The organism is Alteromonas sp. ABD4_190 (assembly GCF_056160105.1).
Genome location: NZ_JBSWWN010000001.1, coordinates 77,826 through 95,174, shown reverse-complemented (window position 1 = coordinate 95,174; position 17,349 = coordinate 77,826). Strand labels below are relative to the sequence as shown.

Genomic DNA, 17,349 nt, shown 5'->3' with positions numbered 1-17,349 from the left:
ACTCGAATCACTTTGACGACCTTTCATATACGAGCGACTTATCAACGTAGCAGTCAGCTTGGGAGTTGCAAGTAAAATTAACTTTGTTGGTTCTACCGTTATACCAAAAACCTTAAAATTGTCTTGCGACTTCAACTCTTTGCAAACTAGGTCGAGTGCATTGACGTATTTATATAAAAAATACAAATAAGAGAAAGCGCCACATAAAAAAAGAGTTGTTCTTAGACTCTCCACTTGTCACCTAACGCGCGGCTTTGCGGCGAGCTAGAGCGTAGCGTAGGCGAGTCCGACAACAGCCGCTTGTTATGTTCAATTTATCCATATCTTAAGATCGATGTTGCCGAAAATACGGTTCAAATTTGTAAGCGCAATAACTTGACCAAAGCTATTTAGGTTGGCTGATGAGAATTTTTCCTTCTCATATAGTTCTAATAGCTTGTTTAAACTAGGCGCTTGAATCTTAACCTTTTCTTTAAATTCCTGAGTATTTTCTGCGAGTGAAGGATACCCTTTGAACTGGGCATCATATGCATCATGGCCAAACATTGGATTGAAATCTAAAACCCCAACTCCCGCTAGATACCGAATGTTGGGCACAGACAGTACACAGTTTCTACTAAAGGCCGCTAGGACGGGAGCCGCAAATTGTTCTAGATGGATAAAAGCAACATTCGGAACTTGAATTGTCATACTCGAAACAAAATGCTTAACACTAAGAAAGTTGATATGGTCTCTAGTAAGCTTCGGCGTGAGTCTGATTGCCTCTTCAATAGTGATATCTAATAAATCACTATTACCCCTATCAATTCTTGATGCGACCAGATTAGCCAATAAATTCAAGTCAGTCTTTTTGCCTTTCTTGGCAGCTCCCTGAACCGCTTCATTTAAGGCTGCTTGAACATCGGGTTGCGCTAGCTTCTCAGGGTTAATAACGGCTTGCTTCTTGGCAATTTCACTTTTCAGCTCACCAGCTAAAGCCATAACATTTTCGTTTACTTGCTTCATAGCTTCTTCTTGAAGCTTAGGGAAGTTGTCATGTATCAAATCAAGACAAAGTTGTTTGACGTTGTTATAGTCCATTCCTTGATGGGTAATATTGATGTCCCGCTTAGCTTGGTAGGCTTCTGAGTTTTCACCTGTTTCTTGCTTCATATCCCCAATCACTCTCTATTCCTTAATATTGATATCTCTGCCTGACTGATAGGCTTTAGAATTGTCGCCTACCTGTTGAGTCATCTTGGAACTATTCCCAAAGAAGAAAGTTGCCGAAAAGGCTGCAAGAAAAGAAATAAATGCGACTATTCCTTCAAAACTATAGTCATTCAGGTATGAGTAAAAACCTGATATTAAAATACCTGCAATTGTTACCAGTTGACTAAATAATTTCATTTATCCTCCGTAGCTTGCGGGAACATAACGCTAAGCTTTGGGGCGCTAGCACGTGGGCTAAAATCCGAACGAAGTGAGTCAGCCCACGTGTTAGCGTCCCAGCGACCGGAGGGAGTGCCAACAGCGTTTTGTTAGGCGCACAAAGGAATGTACGCAGCCTTGCTGCCACCACTAGCCAATTAGGCCGCGTGTTTAAATTATTAAATTTAAGATAAAACAACCCTGTGCGAAATGCCAGATGTTAACGGCAATGCTGGATAAAAGAGCGAGTATAAAAAACTAGTGACGTGGAATGTTGGCGTTGCGATGTTGATGAAAAGCGCGTTGCTAAAGCCGTTGAGACTACCGAAAAAGTAAGCTGCAAAGACAACCTAGCGAAACAACCTTGATGCTTTAATGTCACGCTTAAACCCACTTTTTTATGCTGTGAGTAAATGACGCCTAACGCTAAGCTTTGGGGCGCTAGCACGTGGGCTAAAATCCGAGCGAAGCGAGCCAGCCCACGTGTTAGCGTCCCAGCGACCGGAGGGAGTGCCAACAGCGTTTTGTTAGGCGTACAAAGGAACGTGCGCAGCTTTGCTGCCACCACTAGCCAAATAGACCGCGTATTTAAATTATTGAATTTAAGATAAAACAACCCTGTGCGAAAAGCCAGATGTTAACGGCATTGCTGGATAAAAGAGCGAGTTAAGAATGCTGATGATGCAGAATGTTGGCATTGCGATGCTGATGAAAAGCGCGTTGCTAAAGTCGTTGAAACTACCAACAAAGCTAACCGCGAAGGCAACCTAGCGAAACAGCCTTGATGCTGTAATGTCACAGCTGAACCAACTTTTTAATGCGGTAAGTAAATGACGCCTAACGCTAAGCTTTGGGGCGCTAGCACGTGGGCTAAAATCCGAGCGAAGCGAGCCAGCCCACGTGTTAGCGTCCCAGCGACCGAAGGGAGTGCCAACAGCGTTTTGTTAGGCGTACAAAGAAACGTACGCAGCTTTGCTGCCACCACTAGCCAAATAGACCGCGTGTTTAAATTATTGAATTTAAGATAAAACAACCCTGTGCGAAAAGCCAGATGTTAACGGTAATGCTGGATAAAAGAGCGAGTTTAGAAAGTTGGTGATGCAGAACGTTGGCGTTACGGTGTTTATGAAAAGCACATTGCTAAAGCCGTTAAAACAACTGAGAAAGCTTGCCGCGAATACAACCTAGCGAAACAGCCTTGATGCTGGAATGTCACGGTTAAACCCACATTTTAATGCTGTGAGTAAATGACGCCTAACGCTAAGCTTTGGGGCGCTAGCACGTGGGCTAAAATCCGAGCGAAGCGAGCCAGCCCACGTGTTAGCGTCCCAGCGACCGGAGGGAGTGCCAACAGCGTTTTGTTAGGCGTACAAAGGAAAGTACGCAGCTTTGCTGCCACCACTAGCCGATACGGCCACTTATTTAAATTATTGAATTTAAGATAAAACAACCCTGTGCGAAATGCCAGATGTTAAGGACATTGCTGGATAAAAGAGCGAGTTTAGAAGACTGATGATGTTAAATGTTGGCGTTGCGGTATTGATAACAAGCGCGTTGCTAAAGCCGCCGAAACTACCGAAAAAGCCAGCGGTAAAGACAACCTAGCGAAACAACCTTGATGCTGGAATGTCACGGCTGAACCCACATTTTAATGCTGTGAGTAAATGACGCCTAACGGCCCGCATAACGGGCAAAAACATATAGGCTATAATACTGAGCGAAGCGAGGGGAGCCTACGTGTTTTTGTCCCAGCGAGCCCGCGAGCGAGTTTATGCGATTGTTAGGTAAACTACTCAAAAAGAGCACCTTGCAGCAAGAGCCTCTTTACATTGTGGTGTATGATTAAAAGCCCTATGGCGCAAATTGTAAGGAACACAATTGTTGCCAAAAAATACTCTACCCAAGCTAACCACTTAATTCTATTTTTATGCTCGAGAATTATCTCTTTTCTGTAAGCGGTGGATAGTAGAAACGGCCAAGCAAGATATACGAAACGAGGTCCGCTGACTAACTCTGCAAAGAAATCTAAAGCATTGCCTAAAACGGGAACTTTAGATAGCGCTACAGCTACAGCGAGGAATATCCCGAAAACAAGCAAGCTAATTACAGCAACCAAAATTTCCATATACAGGTTTACCTAACTTCCCACTAAGGGGCGATAACACATGGGCTAAAATTAGGAACGAAGTGACGCAGCCCATGTGTTAGCGTCCCAGCGAGCGAAGCGAGAGCCTTGAGTGGTTTGTTATATTTCATTGTTTAAACATCCTTGAAAACATCATAAATAACAACCCCAACGTTAATGACCGTTAAGATCATAATGAAAATTGTCATATTGCGCATTTGAGAAGTCATTGATTTGATTTTTGAGTTGAACTCTTCATTTTCGCGGCGAGCAATTTCTTCCCTATAGAAGCTAAGTCCAAGACTTGTCGATTTAGCGATTTGATCATAGCTTCTTTTTAAAGACTCAATATCTCTATTTTTTAATTCATCAAATGAACTCATTTCTTTTCCCTGAAATATAACGCCTTACTAATGGGCGCAAAATGCTTGGATAAAATTAGCGACGAAGGAGCGCAAGCCAAGCGTTTTGCGTCCTTTTAAGTAACTTGTTAGCTTTACAACAAGCCGATTTTAATAAAATTATACCCAAACTCTTCAAGTTTATAGTGACCAATAGTAACTATTGTGTCGTCTGTGGGGCTTTTAAATCCGAGCAATAAGTTACATCCGAATTGACCTTATGCCAGTTTACTATTTATTTCAAATTCAGGGTCTACCCATATGTCTTCATCCATATAACCTTTTATGTATCTAACATTAGTCAGGAAAGAAAACGACTCAAGCTTGGGAGCTAATTCGTCAAAAGTTATTCCGTTTGAGTTTTCAACGCAAAACTTATTTATTGAAACCAAGTGATAATAAGCAGTACCCAAATAAGAGAACAGAAACAAAAGTATTGATATGGATATTCGTTTGATGATTGCTCGATACTCCATGTAAAGCTAACGCCCCACTTAGGGGCAAATACACGTAGGCTAAAATTGGAGCGAAGCGACTGAGCCTACGTGTATTTGTCCCAGCCCGCTTGCGGGCGACTACAGTGGTTTGTTAGCAGCCAATGCCACTCAAACCTTGTCGATTTTTAAAATTCCGTTCCCGTATTTAGACAGGTAAACAATAGTCACGCACTGTCCGTTTTGAATGAACGTTTCGTGCTCTCGATTGGCAAAAAAATACTGTTTAGTAGCGTAATCGTTGTATTTGAATTTTATACCTGAAACGAAGAAAGTTTCTTCTCTACTATTACTTTTTACTGTTTTGTGGTCAGTTATACAACCAGATATGACCTGAGCCTCATTCGCCCAAATAGCATTTTGGACTTGATACGCCCCCCAACTGTTAAGAACTACTGTGGTAAAAGCAATTATCCATATGCTCACAACAATAACTCCGATGTGTTTAGGTTTTAATTTGATTAGTGCTGACAGCGACTGTAGCAAAGGTGTGAATTTAAAAATCGCAAAAAGGACTCCGAATGCGATTATTAAACCAATTAAATTGAAACCAAGGTTGAGGGATTCCACATTACTTACGAAGTAGGTGCTGTTTGAAGGTTCTAACATCGTATTAATCTTAAATTCCTAGACTTGGCTGCTAACTTTCCAATAACGGGCGCAGACATGTGGGGCATAATGGCGCAGCCGCCCCGCGTGTATGCGTCCCAGCGAACGTAGTGAGTGTGTTGATTGAGTTGTTAGGTGCGCTCATGCCAAGACCCCATTTAGCAGCATACTAGGCATAAAAAAGTAAAAAGCCAATAAGCCCGAACCTGTAAATAGAAGTGCGACGGCACAAAAAGAAGCTTGTACGAAGAAAACGGAAGGTTTAGCAGATGCACTATGCCTAAAAGCCACTATTGAGGTTTGTAAACATTCTTTAATTGCTTGGTATTTTGTTGAGAACCAAGAAATGATTGGAGCAAGGCTAGCAAAAACGAGAGCAAATGCGATTTCCACACCGCCTAATTGAACTAAGAAGGCTATTTCTGGCAAAACTGCGGCCGCAACAACCATTACGATGCCGATAACTGCGCGTTGTAGATTAGTTAATTCATTCCATGATTTCATAATTTTTCCTTTTAGCACCTAACAATTTAGTGTACGGAAAAAATCCTTTATGCAGGGTGGAATAAATCCGTATATCAGTTTTGTGTTGTTTTAAGTTACCACCCTAAAACAACACATTAAACAAAAAATAAGTGTAACCTAGTTTAAAAACCGGAAAGCATCCTTTTTATTTTCACTTATCATAAAATTGGCAAAAGCTGTGTATAAAAACAGTGCTTTTTTTACTTGTTATAAATAGGCGTCGGGATGAATTTTGTTTACCTTCCATTCGCCATCTTCTTTTATCAAATCTAAGCTTCGAAGGTCTTCTACTTTGTCGCCATTATAGTTTCCGCTCAAAAATACGGTAATAGTGGATTTCTCAGAAAATTCGTTTCTGCCTATTTTACCTGCACTTTGCGGAGTTACGGTTACGGTGTCGTACTTTAAGTTAAGCAGATGTCTTTGAACGTTACTATTGGTGTGGTATCGCGTCAGTATGCGCGACATTTTTTCACTGGATAGGCGTATTGCTGTGTCAAGATTGTCGTCTTCGTAAACACTTTTTAGGAACATAACTGTGGTGTATTCAGGTGTGCTTTCGTCAAGCATGCCATACCGCCCAATTCCTTCTTTTTTCTCACCACAAGCCGATAAAATCAAAACTGTAAAAAGCCCGAATAGGGCGTACCACATACGCGTTTTCATTTGGGTTACCTTAATATAAAGAGGTCCGTTTCTTATTGATAGTTTCATATCTTAACTAAGTCAATGTAACGACTGCCAAGAAGTTTGCTAGGCGGATTATTCACAAAAACCTGTATAAAAGCAAAGCGACGATAGGATTTTACAAATTGTTGTGATAGAGGGTTTTATTAGAAGCATTAAAAAACGAGGCGCTAGGCCTCGTTTTTAGAGTTGTTGAAATTAGAAGGCAATTATTGCACTTCTTCTTGCTCGTCAAACGCACCAGCAAATAGTGGGCTACTTAGGTAACGTTCTGTACCACTTGCTAGCAGTACCACAACCACTTTGTCTTTGTTTTCTGGACGTTCAGCAAAACGCTTAGCGGCAACAACGGCAGCACCAGAAGAAATACCCGCTAGAATACCTTCGTCGGTCATAAGTTTGCGCGCCATGTCCATACATTCGTCGTTGGTTACTTGTTCAACTTCGTCGATTAGGTCTAAATCCAAGTTGCCAGGAATGAAACCTGCGCCAATACCCTGAATTTTGTGTGGGCCAGGGGTTAGTTCTTCACCCGCAAGCGCTTGTGTAATTACTGGTGAGTCTGTTGGCTCAACGGCAATAGACGTAATTGCTTTACCTTTTGTGTTCTTAAGGTAGCGGCTTACACCCGTGATAGTACCGCCTGTACCCACACCTGCTACGAAGGCATCAACTTTACCGTCGGTATCTTCCCAAATCTCTGGGCCCGTCGTTTTTTCGTGAATAGCTGGGTTAGCAGGGTTGTCGAATTGTTGAAGCAATACGTATTTGTCTGGATCTGATGCCACAATTTCTTGCGCGGCGGCAACGGCACCTTTCATACCCTTAGGCGCTTCGGTAAGTACAAGGTTTGCGCCCAATGCTTTTAGAAGCTTACGGCGCTCTAGGCTCATGCTGCTAGGCATGGTTAGCGTTAGCTTGTAACCACGAGAGGCAGCAACAAACGCTAAAGCGATACCTGTGTTACCACTGGTGGGCTCTACAATTTCTTTACCTTCGGTAAGGACACCGCGCTTTTCAGCATCCCAAATCATGTTTGCGCCAATGCGGCACTTAACGCTGAAGCTTGGGTTACGCGATTCAATTTTTGCGTATACATTACCTGATGTTACGCGATTTAGCTTAACTAGTGGCGTGCGGCCAATAGATAGGGAATTGTCGTCAAATACGTTCATTATAAATCCTTACCTCGTTCCTTATTTTATAGGAAACCCCGTCTGTCGTGATCTGTACGACCTTTTTAGTAGTTAATAATTCAACGCGTGTGATAGTTAATAATTCACAGCCTGAATTAGGGGATTTCGTCATACCCCTATATCATTGGTCCCAATCAGTAAAATGCAAAGTGCTTTTTAGCTATATGTTATATCTATGGGCAATCATGAGAAGGCCTTGATATTATAGTTAAAATTGCAAAGACGAAAAATTATACGGAGTACAACAATAATGGCTTTTAGTGGCACGTCTAATTATATCGCAACCAAAGACTTACAGCTGGCGGTTAATGCTGCCATCACGCTAGAGCGTCCGCTTCTAATTAAGGGCGAGCCAGGCACGGGTAAAACCATGCTAGCTGAAGAGTTGGCAGAGAGTTTAGGCACCGAATTAATTCAGTGGCACATTAAATCTACCACCAAAGCGCAACAGGGTTTGTACGAATATGATGCAGTATCACGGCTTCGCGACTCGCAACTTGGCGACGATCGCGTTCACGATATAAGCAACTACATAGTAAAAGGTAAGTTGTGGGAAGCATTTAGCGCAGAAAAACGGCCAGTGCTGTTGATTGACGAAATCGACAAAGCAGACATTGAGTTCCCCAACGACCTACTGCTAGAACTTGATAAGATGGAGTTCTTCGTATACGAAACACAAGAACGCGTAGTAGCAAAGCAGCGTCCTATTGTCATTATTACCTCTAACAACGAAAAAGAACTACCTGATGCTTTCTTGCGCCGGTGCTTCTTCCACTACATTCAGTTTCCGAACCCAGATGAAATGCAAGAAATCGTCAATGTGCATTTCCCTGACCTAAAGAAAAAGCTGCTTGATGAAGCGCTAAAAGCATTCTTTGAAATTCGCGATGTTCCAGGGCTGAAGAAAAAGCCTTCTACGTCTGAACTTATCGACTGGCTTAAGCTTTTAGTTGCTGAAGATATTCCACCTGAGGCGCTGCATTCAAAAGACGGTAAAGCAGCGATACCGCCGTTATACGGCGCATTGCTTAAAAATGAGCAAGACATTCATTTGTTTGAAAAACTGGTCTTTATGGCGCGTCGCTAATGCTTATTCAGTTTTTTTATACGCTGCGAAAATATCAGGTTAAAACCACGCTGCGAGAGTTGCTTGATTTACTTAAAGCGTTAGAGCATCACGTGGTGTACGCCGACATCGAAGCTTTCTACAGCTTGTCTCGTACCATTATGGTGAAAGACGAAACCCAGTACGATAAGTTCGATAGGGCGTTTGCTGAGTATTTCGAAGGGGTAGAGTCTATCGACTTGTTCGGTAAAGACATTCCTGAAGAATGGCTTCGCAAGGAAATCGAGAAGAATTTAAGCCCTGAAGAGCGCGAAGCACTGCGTAAAGCGGGCGGCCTCGAAGAACTGATGGAAACCTTGAAGAAGCGCTTAGAAGAACAAGAAAAGCGCCACCAGGGTGGAAACAAATGGGTTGGCACGGGCGGCACCTCGCCCTTTGGCGCGTATGGCGACAACCCAGAAGGCGTGCGAATAGGGCAGAAAGGGAATAGAAAGTTCTCGGCGGCTAAAGTGTGGGATAAGCGTGAGTTCAAAAACTTAAGCTCGGATGTCGAACTGGGTACGCGTAACATAAAAGTGGCCCTTAGGAAGCTACGCAAGTTTGCTCGCACCGGCGCAAGTGAGCAGCTAGATGTGCCAACAACCATAGGTGAGACAGCTAAAAAAGGCGGTTTACTCGATATCCATATGGCGCCGGAGCGTCATAATGCGGTTAAAGTATTAATGTTTTTTGATGTGGGTGGCTCTATGGACCCTCACGTTAAGAGCACCCAAGAGCTTTTTTCAGCAGTGCAGACCGAGTTTAAGTACTTAGAGTACTTTTACTTTCACAACTGCGTGTATGAAGAAGTGTGGAAAGATAACCTTCGCCGCAATAAAGAGCGCATTCCTATTTGGGATATCATTCACCGCTACGGAAAAGACTATAAAGTTATTTTTGTAGGTGATGCAACCATGGGGCCGTATGAAATTACCTACCCAGGGGGCAGTGTAGAGCATTGGAATGAAGAGCCAGGTAGTGTATGGATGCAGCGTTTGCTGAACCACTTTAACAATGCTGTGTGGCTTAATCCGCAAGCTGAGAATTACTGGCCGTATTATTCGTCTATTAAAATTATCCGTGACATTATGGAAGACAGAATGTATGGACTGACCCTTGAAGGGTTAACGGAAGCGATTAAAGGGCTTAGTAGAAGCCGTTGAGTCATTTAAGGGAAAAAGGCTTTTATGCTCACGCGATTACTGCGCTGGCTCTTGCTTTGCTAACTACAAACGGGTCAGATTGCGACGTTAATGATTTTGCGTTTGTCTTGATAAAGCGCGCTGACTAAAAGGTGTTACATTGAGTTCGGATGTTTATCGATTAGCTTTCGTTTTACTTGCTGGCGGGCAAAGTTCCCGCTATAACGGCAACAAACTCTTATCAGAGCATCCGATTACAACATTACCGCTTGTTCAGCACAGTGCTAACGAAGTTATTCACGCTCGCGATAAAATAGTGTCAATTAGCAAACATCCAGTTACGGTTGTGACGGGCAAATGGCACGACAGTGTAAGTTCGCAGTTAGCAGAGGCTTTTTGTGGTCTAACTGAGACTCCTTTTGAGGTGATACATAATAAGCAGTGGGAAGAGGGAATAGCATCAAGTATTCGCAGCGGGCTTTCACATTTACTAAGACTGGCATTACAACCTAGAACGTCGCTTCCACCAGCTTCGCTTCCAAAACCGCCTCTACAAACATTGTCGTTACCTGAAGGAGCATCTTCTAGCACCAATCCTTCACATGTGCTTTTTACTCTCGCTGACTTGCCAAGCCTTAACACACAGGATCTTATCCGCCTTATTGATGCCTCTAAAGCTTACCCAAACCACATAGTGTGTAGCGAGTGGCAGAAGCATCGGGAGAAGGACGGGCAGAGGGATGGGCAGAAATACGGGGAGCCTAGTAGTCGGTTAACAGTGCCTGCCATTTTCCCAGAGGCAATGTTTAGCGAATTATTAGCGCTACAGGGCGATACTGGCGCTAAGCCAATTATTAAAAAGTATGCGAAGTTAGGGAAAGTAAAGGCTGTGTCTATACCCAATGCACAATTTGATATAGACACCCCGCAAGATTGGGAAAATGTCAAAAAGCCAGACTAGTCCTTTTTCCAGTGCGTTTTAGGCAGCCGTCGCTAACAATTCTGTTTAAGCACTCGCTAAGCGATGGGCTGCACTTGGCCTTTGAATGTAAAGGAGACGGGCTCCAAGCATCACGGCTGCTGCACTTAAGCCTACGATGAATCCTATCCAGAACCCCGCTGCAGCCATCGGCTCAGCCGTGACCCAGTCTGTTCTTCCCAAAACTACACCAGTAGGAAGACCTATTAGCCAGTACGACACAAAGGTAATAATAAACATCGCCGTAGTGTCTTTATAACCGCGTAGCGCATTGGCAGAGATAACCTGAACGGCGTCTGACAGCTGAAACAGTGCAGCGTATATAAGCAGCGCATTGGCTAGCGTGTAAACAGCATCGTCGCTAGTATATAGCCCTATAATGAAACCCTTTGCTAACAGGGTGAAGCTAGCAGTGCAAGCAGAGGTAAAAAAGCCAATCAGGATAGCGGTACGGGCTGCAATTTTCGCCTGACGCTGATTTCTTTGCCCAATGCGATACCCAATACGGATCGCGGCAGCCATCCCAATACTCATAGGAAACATAAACATAAGCGCCGAGAAATTCAGGGCTACTTGGTGGGCCGCTACCGTGGTAGCGCCAAATGGTGCTAATAACAATGCAACTAGTGAAAACAGCGTTACTTCGAACAAAATCGTCATGGCGATGGGTAAACCCATCTTAAAGGTTCGGCTTATGGTTACCATGTTTGGCTTGTACAGCTGGCTGAACAAATCGTATTTTTGCAGGGCAGGGGCAAAGCGCACATAAACTAAGGTTGCAATCAGCATAGTGTAAATAACGATGCCGGTAGCAATACCACAACCTGCGCCGCCCATAGCAGGTAGCGGGCCAACACCATAAATAAATAGGTAGTTTCCAACAATGTTTGCCATTAGGCCAATTACTGTAATGATCATAGTTGGCTTGGTTTTACCTAAGCCTTCACAATAGTTTCTGAGCCATTGGTACAGAGCAAAACCCGGCATGGCAAATAGCACGTAAAGCACATAGTCTACCGTTATGCTGTGCAGTTCAGGCGCCATAGGAAAAAGCGCTACCATATTTTCAGTGAAGGGAATTAACCCTGCTATTACCAGTCCCACGAAGAAGATCAGGTAGCCGGCTTGCTGACTGGCATCAGCAATGCTGCTAATACTTTTGTTGCCTTGTAACCGCGAAATAATAGGGGGAAGCGCAAGGGCTATACCTTGTATAAAGCACAGAAGCGGTACGGTTATGCTAAATCCAAGGGCCACTGCTGCCATGTCGGTAGCGCTGTAACGCCCTGCCATAATGGTATCGCTAACGCCCATTAGCATTTGTGTAATCTGCGCAACTAGCAATGGCCAGGCTAGTTTTAAAATATCTCTTCCTTCTACAAGAAAGCGTTTCTTATTCACGGTAATGTGTCTCTATATAAGTCGCCAAAGGCAACGAGAAAAATGACTAATTGTCTCGCGTAATGCTGCGTTCATACCCTTAATTAGGTGAAGCAGCAAAAACTACATTGAAAAAAATGTTGTAGTGCAAAGCGCTTAAAAACAGTAGTTCTAAAAATGCAGTGGCATAACGGGAACCGTTTCGCCAATGTTTAACTCACTAATATCTTCATGAACAACCATAAGGCAGTTGGCAGAGGTGATTGACGTCATCACACCAGAACTTTGTGATTTAAACGGCGTGACTTCCCATTCTCCTTGGTTGTTTCTCACCATAGTTGCACGTTGGAAATCTCGTCGACCCGCACGGCGCTTAAGCGATGTGGTAATGGTCGCGTTCACAAAAAACGGCTCGTGGCTTTGTGCTTGGCCTTGCATTTTCTTGATAACGGGCACAACCAATAACTTGGCGGTGACAAATGAAGATACGGGGTTGCCTGGTAAACCACAAAACAAGGTGTTATTAATTTTGCCTAAAGCGAAAGGTTTGCCCGGTTTAACCGCGACTTTCCAAAAATCGATAGTGCCTAGTTCAGCGATGATATCTTTTACGTAGTCTGCGTCACCAACTGAAACACCACCGCTACTTACCATCACGTCAACACGCTCGCTGGCTTCAATAAATAGCGTACGCAAAGAAGCTTCGTCATCTTCCACAATACCGAAATCTACAAGTTCTACGTTTTCATTGCGTAATATACTGCTCACGCCAACGCGGTTCGACTCGAAAATTTGTGTTGGTTTAAGGGCGTCACCAGGAGCGGCAAGTTCAGAGCCGGTTGCTACCACACCAACGCGAAGCTTTCGGTAAACGGCTACGGTGCTTTTTCCTTGAGAGGAAAGCAACATAAGATGCTCGGCGTGAAGCCGGGTGCCTTTACTAATTAGCGTATCGCCACACGCAATGTCATTGGCTTTCTTGCGAATATTCTCTTTGGCAGAAGGAAGTTTGTTTATGACTACAGCCTTGTCGCGGGTTTCAGTATTTTCTACCATCACGACGGCATTGGCATTATCCGGAATGGGCGCGCCGGTCATGATTTTAAACGCTTTACCATTTTCAAGCGGCTCGTCAGCGCTCATACCTGCGGTAATAACACCTTGCACTTCAAGCTCAGCGTTATCAGAAAGATCTTCAACGTTAACGGCGTAGCCGTCCATCGCAGAGTTGTCCCACGGTGGAACATTGATATGAGCGATAACATCTTCTGCTAAGATGCGGTTGTTGGCGTCAAAAATACTCACATGCTCAATGTCGCTTATCGTTTCTGCAGCGTTAAGCGCCTTTGTAAGGGCTTCTTCGAGTGAAAGCCATTTAGATGACATACCAACAACTCCAATTAATTATTTAACAGGCGGATATTACAGAAAAAACATCCTTATACCAAAGGTTAAAGCGTGAAATAAAAGAAAGTAGCTAGCAATGCGTGTAAAGCGCAGTCACGGATTCTACCCAAGTGACATCTATAGAATTTTATCAATAACGCAGTGTCAGGATTTCACTAAAGCTGTCGAACACCCAGTCAGGTTGATAGGTCGCAATACTTTCGCCGTAATTGTAGCCATAGGTAAGGCCAATACTTTTTATGTTGGCGGCCTTTGCAGCAAGAATATCATTTTTGGAATCGCCTACCATTACACACTGTGAAGGTGAAACCTTAAACTGTTCGCAGGCGTACGAGAGGGGCAGGGCAGACGGCTTTTTCTCCGCTAAACTGTCGCCGCCAATAGTAAGTGAAAACAGAGACGACAACGAGAATGAAGACAAGATAGGCTCAATAAACTCTGAAGGCTTGTTAGTTATCAATACTAGCGTATAACCACGCTGTTTTAACGCATGTAGCGTGTCAAAAACACCATCGTAAAGCACAGTACTTTTAGTTTCTAACGTTCGATAATAGAAAAGAAATTTATCTAACGCAGTATCAACCTCTAATTGCTTACGGTTGTGGTTTATTTTCGTATCTCCACTTAACCCGCGTTCCACTAAAACCCGGGCACCATTTCCCACCCAGTGTCGTATAACGTGCTCGCCATAAGTTGGCAGTTGATAATCACTTAGCATCTTATTAAGGGCAGTAGCCAAATCTGGCACAGAGTCGACCAACGTTCCGTCTAAGTCGAAAAAAAAGGTATTAATTTCTTGCATTACAAACTTGATTAACTAACGAATGTGATAATCATAACACCGCAGTATCCGTACCGCGGTAGATTTTATAGCCACCTAAATCTCGTAAACTGTTTACTCAAAATCTTGGTTGCTGATCCAAAGTACTTGATAAGGCTTCATTTGTAAGAAACCGCTGGATAGTGCTATTTCATCACGGGTGATAAGGTCAATCCAGTTATCGGTACCAATAAGATTAATGTCAGACAGCAGAATAGTTTGTTCTTCATCTGAAATATTACTAATACAGAAAATACTTTGTTTTCTGTCCAAGCTTTGGCGCCAGTAGCCAAATAATTGGTCACCAAGCTGCAAAGTAAACTGCGTAGCATTGGGGTGGAATGCAGGCTGTGCTTTACGTATGCGTATCAGCTGCGAGATTCGCGTTAGTACTTTATGATGTTGAGAAAAAGGCGAGTCTAACTGAGCCTCTAGTTCACTGAAGTCCCAACGTTTCCTATTGATTGAGCGATTTTGGCCGGTATTAGCAACCTTCTCATAATCGTTAGATGTGCCTAGTAAACTGTGGATGTAAATACCTGGAATACCCTCCATACCTAACATAATGGCATGGGCACAGATAAAACGGTCAACCTGAAATTTGTCTGGGCCCTTTATAGTGCCTTGCAGAGCGTCGAATAGCGTAATATTGATCTCATAAGGTTTTTGCTGTCCGTGATCAGATGCACGCCACGACACTTTTCCACCAAAGTGCTGCATGGCATGCACTAAGTCAGATATTTCTTCTTCAGAAAGCAAGCCTTCTGCTGGGCGAAGTCCAATACCATCGTGGGATGCAATAAAGTTGAAATAAGCCGTGCCGTTTTGCGCCGGCGGCATACTCATCATCCAACTTTTCAAGTACGAGCAATCACCAGTCACCAAGGTGTTAACAAGTAACGGGGGAAGTGAAAAGTTGTAAATAGCGTGAGCTTCGTTTGCATTACCAAAATACGTCAAATTTTCCCTGTTAGGAATATTGGTCTCGGTAATGATTATGATGGATGGGTCTACATGCTCAATAAGGGTTCTTATTAAGCGAATAACCTCGTGGGTTTGGAATAAGTTGATACAGTTTGTACCTACAATTTTCCAAAGAAACGCAACGGCATCCAAACGGAAAATCTTTGCGCCTTTGTCGATGTAAAGCTTAATAATATTAATAAAGGACAGCAGTACTTTAGGGTTTCTAAAGTCAAAGTCGACTTGGTCGTGACTAAAAGTACACCATACGTGTTTAGTACCGTTCGCGGTTTCTGTTTCGCGAAGTAATGGCGACACGCGAGGGCGCGTCACCATAGATAAGTCATCGCTTGGGTCGGCTGTGAAGAAAAAGTCAGATCCCGGCCCTTCGCCTTTAATAAAGTTATCGAACCACACGCTTCTTGCAGAGCAATGGTTGATCACTAAATCTGTCATCAGTCCGTAATCAGCGGCTATGGCTTCAATATCCTCCCATGAGCCTAAAGATTCGTTCACGGTGGAATAATCAATAACCGAGAATCCATCGTCTGAACTGTACGGAAAAAATGGCAAGATATGCACGTTGTTCACCGTATTCTTACAGTAGCGATGCAGAAACTTGTTTAATGTAACCAGCGGGCGCTCACCGTCGTCAATAACGCTATCACCATAGGTAATCATGATGATGTCGTCCTCATCCCAATAATTGTGGTGTGACTTAGGTGACGCAATGTCCGTTTGCTGCTGAATGCCTATTGTATTCATTAAATCCGTCGCTAGCGTCTCATAAGAGACGTCTAGCGCTACATCAGCATAAATGCTTTCTAAATGGTGTTTTACTTTGTCATGGAGTTGGTCCCATGCCATATTACTTACTCCATATATTCTGCAGTATCGGCTTCAACCGCTTCTAATAATCGTTCTAAAATATCTGGCACCGCACTGGTTACGCGGTTCCAGCTTGGTATAAACGGTGTTTCCATCGGGTTTTCTAAGAAATTCTGCCCTGCTTTCATTATATTGCTGGCGAACATCTCTACCGCTTTCTCTTCACTGTGAATGTCTAAGTTCAGTCCATTCATTACCGCGTCATTGTGATAAGTTTCTATAAAGTCTAGCGCAATTCTGAAATAGGTCGCTTTAATTGAACGGAACATTTCATTGCTAAACGTGTAGCCTTGCGTAGCGAGCTTTCTGAAAATTGCCTTTGTAATGTCGATAGACATTTTAGACAGGCCGCCTTGGTCATTATTAAGCGAAAGGTCTTGGTGTTTATGGTCATAAATATCGCATATATCTGCTTGGCACAGACGATTGTGTGAATAGTTGCGGTGCATCTCCGACAACACGCCAATCTCTAAGCCCCAGTCGCTTGGTATGCGAATATCGTTCAATACATCTCTTCTAAACGAAAATTCACCTGCAAGTGGGTAGCGGAAGCTGTCCATAAACTCTAAGTACTCGTTATCGCCCATAATGCGTTTTAGTGCACGAAGTAGGGGAGTGACCAGAAGACGTGAAACACGACCATTAATTTTTCCGTTGGCTACGCGGGCATAGTACCCCTTACAAAATTCATAGTTGAACATGGGGTTGGCGACAGGGTAGATAAGCTTAGCTAACAAGTCTTTGTTGTAGGTAACAATATCACAGTCGTGTAGTGCAACAGATTCAGCGCGATTAGACGCCAACACATAGCCCATGCAGTACCATACGTTTCGGCCTTTACCTAATTCTTTAGGCGCTAAACCTTGAGCCTGAAGTTCTTCGTCAAGGGCCTTAAGACGTGGGCCGTCGTTCCAAAGGACTCTGTGATGCTGAGGAAGTTTTCCAAAGAATTTTAGCGCGTGCTTGTACTGTTCTTCATTGGCTCGGTCTAAGCCAATAACAATTTCTGATAAATAGGGAACGCCAGTGAGTTCGTTAACAATATGCGGAAGTGCATCACCTTCTAGTTCAGAAAACAGCGACGGAAGAATAAGTGCCATAGGACGCTTTTGTGAAAACTGTAATAGCTCTGTTTCTAACTCTTCGGTAGGACGACGAGCCAAGTTATGTAACGTAGTAACCACACCATTTTGATAAAAATCAGCCATGTGTCCTCCT

16 protein-coding genes are annotated in these 17,349 nt (G+C 43.5%); 3 read left to right on the top strand and 13 right to left on the bottom strand.

Annotated features, from left to right (window positions below; genetic code table 11):
• Positions 1 to 309: 309 nt before the first annotated feature.
• The 8 genes from ACXAFM_RS00460 to cysK form a co-directional block, all read right to left on the bottom strand.
• Positions 310 to 1,152, bottom strand: coding sequence for an LPO_1073/Vpar_1526 family protein (locus tag ACXAFM_RS00460; RefSeq protein WP_474832701.1), 843 nt, complete (start codon positions 1,150 to 1,152; stop codon positions 310 to 312).
• A gap of 15 nt (positions 1,153 to 1,167) precedes the next feature.
• A complete protein-coding gene (locus tag ACXAFM_RS00455; RefSeq protein WP_220079068.1) occupies positions 1,168 to 1,389 on the bottom strand; it encodes a hypothetical protein in 222 nt (73 codons plus the stop codon).
• Positions 1,390 to 3,199: 1,810 nt separating this feature from the next.
• A complete protein-coding gene (locus tag ACXAFM_RS00450) occupies positions 3,200 to 3,535 on the bottom strand; it encodes a hypothetical protein (RefSeq protein WP_474825913.1) in 336 nt (111 codons plus the stop codon).
• A 134-nt stretch (positions 3,536 to 3,669) separates the two neighbouring features.
• Entirely contained in the window at positions 3,670 to 3,918 is a 249-nt protein-coding gene (locus ACXAFM_RS00445) for a hypothetical protein (protein ID WP_189404137.1), read from the bottom strand.
• A gap of 623 nt (positions 3,919 to 4,541) precedes the next feature.
• The gene (locus tag ACXAFM_RS00440; RefSeq protein WP_474825911.1) at positions 4,542 to 5,039 is read right to left on the bottom strand and encodes a hypothetical protein; all 498 of its coding nucleotides are present in this window, start codon (positions 5,037 to 5,039) and stop codon (positions 4,542 to 4,544) included.
• 141 nt (positions 5,040 to 5,180) lie between these two features.
• Positions 5,181 to 5,543 (bottom strand): hypothetical protein, encoded by a 363-nt coding sequence (locus tag ACXAFM_RS00435; protein ID WP_474825909.1) that lies wholly within the window; start codon positions 5,541 to 5,543, stop codon positions 5,181 to 5,183.
• A 228-nt stretch (positions 5,544 to 5,771) separates the two neighbouring features.
• Positions 5,772 to 6,230 (bottom strand): nuclear transport factor 2 family protein, encoded by a 459-nt coding sequence (locus ACXAFM_RS00430; RefSeq protein ID WP_474825905.1) that lies wholly within the window; start codon positions 6,228 to 6,230, stop codon positions 5,772 to 5,774.
• A gap of 230 nt (positions 6,231 to 6,460) precedes the next feature.
• Positions 6,461 to 7,426 carry a cysteine synthase A gene (gene cysK / locus ACXAFM_RS00425; protein ID WP_334060357.1) on the bottom strand — a complete coding sequence of 322 codons (966 nt, stop codon included), beginning with the start codon at positions 7,424 to 7,426 and terminating at the stop codon, positions 6,461 to 6,463.
• A 271-nt stretch (positions 7,427 to 7,697) separates the two neighbouring features.
• Here cysK and ACXAFM_RS00420 point away from each other — a divergent pair, with 271 nt between their 5' ends.
• The 3 genes from ACXAFM_RS00420 (at position 7,698) to ACXAFM_RS00410 (ending at position 10,655) form a co-directional block, all read left to right on the top strand.
• On the top strand, positions 7,698 to 8,534 hold the full coding sequence (locus tag ACXAFM_RS00420) for an AAA family ATPase (RefSeq protein WP_012518654.1): 837 nt from the start codon (positions 7,698 to 7,700) through the stop codon (positions 8,532 to 8,534).
• Positions 8,534 to 9,715: a vWA domain-containing protein gene (locus ACXAFM_RS00415; protein WP_474832697.1), complete on the top strand. Its 1,182-nt coding sequence runs from the start codon at positions 8,534 to 8,536 to the stop codon at positions 9,713 to 9,715. The genes ACXAFM_RS00420 and ACXAFM_RS00415 overlap by 1 nt, the downstream gene beginning before the upstream one ends.
• 139 nt (positions 9,716 to 9,854) lie before the next feature.
• Positions 9,855 to 10,655 carry a nucleotidyltransferase family protein gene (locus tag ACXAFM_RS00410; RefSeq protein WP_474832694.1) on the top strand — a complete coding sequence of 267 codons (801 nt, stop codon included), beginning with the start codon at positions 9,855 to 9,857 and terminating at the stop codon, positions 10,653 to 10,655.
• Between the two features lie 45 nt (positions 10,656 to 10,700).
• Here ACXAFM_RS00410 and ACXAFM_RS00405 read toward each other — a convergent pair whose 3' ends face one another.
• From ACXAFM_RS00405 to ACXAFM_RS00385, 5 genes are all read right to left on the bottom strand, one after another.
• A complete protein-coding gene (locus tag ACXAFM_RS00405) occupies positions 10,701 to 12,074 on the bottom strand; it encodes an MATE family efflux transporter (RefSeq protein WP_474832692.1) in 1,374 nt (457 codons plus the stop codon).
• 150 nt (positions 12,075 to 12,224) lie between these two features.
• Positions 12,225 to 13,439, bottom strand: coding sequence for a molybdopterin molybdotransferase MoeA (moeA, locus tag ACXAFM_RS00400; protein WP_474832689.1), 1,215 nt, complete (start codon positions 13,437 to 13,439; stop codon positions 12,225 to 12,227).
• Positions 13,440 to 13,590: 151 nt separating this feature from the next.
• Positions 13,591 to 14,262: a phosphoglycolate phosphatase gene (locus ACXAFM_RS00395; RefSeq protein ID WP_474825892.1), complete on the bottom strand. Its 672-nt coding sequence runs from the start codon at positions 14,260 to 14,262 to the stop codon at positions 13,591 to 13,593.
• A 93-nt stretch (positions 14,263 to 14,355) separates the two neighbouring features.
• Entirely contained in the window at positions 14,356 to 16,110 is a 1,755-nt protein-coding gene (locus ACXAFM_RS00390) for a sugar phosphorylase (protein WP_474832686.1), read from the bottom strand.
• A gap of 5 nt (positions 16,111 to 16,115) precedes the next feature.
• Positions 16,116 to 17,339: a glycosyltransferase family protein gene (locus ACXAFM_RS00385; protein ID WP_474832684.1), complete on the bottom strand. Its 1,224-nt coding sequence runs from the start codon at positions 17,337 to 17,339 to the stop codon at positions 16,116 to 16,118.
• Between the last annotated feature and the right edge of the window lie 10 nt (positions 17,340 to 17,349).